The organism is Bradyrhizobium sp. STM 3809 (genome assembly GCF_000239795.1).
Lineage (GTDB): Bacteria > Pseudomonadota > Alphaproteobacteria > Rhizobiales > Xanthobacteraceae > Bradyrhizobium.
Genome location: NZ_CAFJ01000485.1, coordinates 1 through 1,991 on the forward strand (window position 1 = coordinate 1; position 1,991 = coordinate 1,991).

The 1,991-nt window shown below is 63.8% G+C and carries 4 protein-coding genes; 2 read left to right on the forward strand and 2 right to left on the reverse strand.

Annotated features, from left to right (window positions below):
• Nucleotides 1-982 (reverse strand): HAMP domain-containing protein (locus tag BRAS3809_RS22500; protein WP_139017421.1); only part of this gene is annotated, 982 nt, incomplete at its 3' end.
• Between the two features lie 384 nt (nucleotides 983-1,366).
• On the opposite strand from BRAS3809_RS22500, the gene BRAS3809_RS22505 reads away from it, so the two are divergent.
• Nucleotides 1,367-1,561: a hypothetical protein gene (locus tag BRAS3809_RS22505; RefSeq protein ID WP_008964337.1), complete on the forward strand. Its 195-nt coding sequence runs from the start codon at nucleotides 1,367-1,369 to the stop codon at nucleotides 1,559-1,561.
• 23 nt (nucleotides 1,562-1,584) lie between these two features.
• Entirely contained in the window at nucleotides 1,585-1,716 is a 132-nt protein-coding gene (locus BRAS3809_RS37635; RefSeq protein WP_008964338.1) for a hypothetical protein, read from the forward strand.
• A 14-nt stretch (nucleotides 1,717-1,730) separates the two neighbouring features.
• On the opposite strand, the gene BRAS3809_RS22510 is transcribed toward BRAS3809_RS37635, so the two are convergent.
• Nucleotides 1,731-1,991, reverse strand: a 261-nt coding sequence (locus BRAS3809_RS22510) for an SDR family oxidoreductase (protein WP_035657686.1), incomplete at its 5' end; no start/stop codon positions are given.

The following is a 1,991-nucleotide window of genomic DNA, read 5'->3' on the forward strand; positions in this document are numbered from 1 at the left end:
GCGACAGGTCGCCGCGCGCCACGGCCGTGGTCACGTTGGCGATGTTGCGCACCTGTGCGGTGAGGTTCCCGCACATGGCGTTGACGGAATCGGTCAGGTCCTTCCAGGTGCCGGCGACGCCCGGAACGATCGCCTGGCCGCCGAGCTTGCCGTCGGTACCGACCTCGCGCGCGACGCGCGTCACCTCGGAGGCGAACGAGCGCAGCTGATCGACCATGGTGTTGATCGCTTCCTTCAGCTGCAGGATCTCACCGCGGACGTCGACCGTGATCTTCTTGGAGAGGTCGCCATTGGCGACGGCGATCGTCACCTCGGCAATGTTGCGGACCTGGCCGGTGAGATTGTTGGCCATGGAGTTGACGCTCTCGGTCAGATCCTTCCAGACGCCGGTCACCTCGGGCACCTGCGCCTGGCCGCCGAGCTTGCCCTCGGTGCCGACCTCGCGCGCGACGCGCGTCACCTCGGACGTGAACACGCTGAGCTGCTTGATCATCGTGTTGACGATGGTGGCCGACTGCAGGAACTCGCCGCCGAGCGGCCGGCCGTCGACGTCCAGCTTGACGGTCTGCAGCAGGTCGCCCTGCGCCACCGCGGCGACGGCCCGTGTCACCTCCCGCGTCGGCCAGAGGAGGTCGTCGATCAACGTGTTGATGGAACCTTCCATGTCGGCCCAGGAGCCGCTCGCAATGCCGAACCTGACCCGCTGCCTCGTCTTGCCCTCGCGTCCGACGACTTGACCGACACGCTCTAGCTGCTGCGCCATCCGTTCGTTTGCAGCGATGATCTCGTTGAACGTATCGGCGATCTTCCCGTCGATGCCGAGATAATCTCCACCCATACGCACCGTGAAGTCGCCCGAACGCATTGCCTGAAGAGCACGTAGCAGGTCCTGGCTGGCGTCCACGGTTCCAGTCCCGTTTCCGTTGCGATGGGAACCTTGCCGCATCGGCCGCTGGCTCTCAGCAGTATCGAGATCGCTCATCAAGTTCCCCCGAGTCAGAACGACTACAAGATTCCATGCTTCAACGCGGCTCGGCATAGAAGCTGCGGCGACCTGTCAAATCAAGCCGAATGCGACCCGATGCGTGCAAATGGAACCGTCTGCCGCTGGCACAAGCGGCTCAACTCGATGCGCTCACATTCGTTCCAATAATTTTCTGCTTCCGGCCGGTCGCTGCAGGAACTAACTCATCGACGGAGTTGATGGGATGCGGCTGACTGCACCGGAGAGATCGCCCTCGGCCACGAGAAGCGAACGGCTCCGCCGCCGTTCGCGAATGTTCCAAGGCGACGGTTGCGAGACTGTCAGGATTAATATCACGTAACCCGGGTTGCAGCGCTCCGGCTCGGCTCCCACCTGATCCTCATGAAACAGTCCGACATCTTCAGAGAAAACGCCGACAACTGTGTGCAGCTCGCGGAGCGGGCTGACAGTGATCCGGCATTCCGCCGCTACACGCGCATGGCTCAGGGCTGGCGCGCGCTGGCGTTCGAGCAAGACTGGCTCGACGGTGAAATGACGCCTGTGTCCAATCGATGGGCAGGCGCGATCCGGGACTAAGCGTTACAATGGAGGACGCGCGAATGACTCCACGTACGGCTCTCATTGCACTGCTCACCGCCTTCAGCGTCGCGTCGGCGGTTGCTGCATTTACGACGATCCGCCAGGTCCACACTGCGACCTATGCGCTTCCGCAACCCGTGACGCACATCTAGTCGCCTGCGCCTGGTCATGGCTGGCCGGAGCCGCCGGCGGCGCCGTAGACCTGTCCATTGGCATAGCTCGCGTCGGCCGCGGCCAGTTGGACGTAGATCGATCCGAGCTCGGCCGGCTGTCCAGGGCGGCCGAGTGGCGTCTGTCCGCCGAATTTCTGCAGCTTCTCCATGGTGGCGCCGCCAGACACCTGGAGCGGCGTCCAGATCGGACCGGGCGCAACGGCGTTGACGCGAATGCCCTTCGGGCCGAGCTGCTTGGCAAGCGACTTGACGTA

Excerpts from the sequence above, each read along its gene's own strand:
- BRAS3809_RS22505 (WP_008964337.1), top strand. The coding sequence starts at position 1,367 with ATGAAACAGTCCGACATCTTCAGAGAAAACGCCGACAACTGTGTGCAG.
- BRAS3809_RS37635 (WP_008964338.1), top strand. The coding sequence starts at position 1,585 with ATGACTCCACGTACGGCTCTCATTGCACTGCTCACCGCCTTCAGCGTC.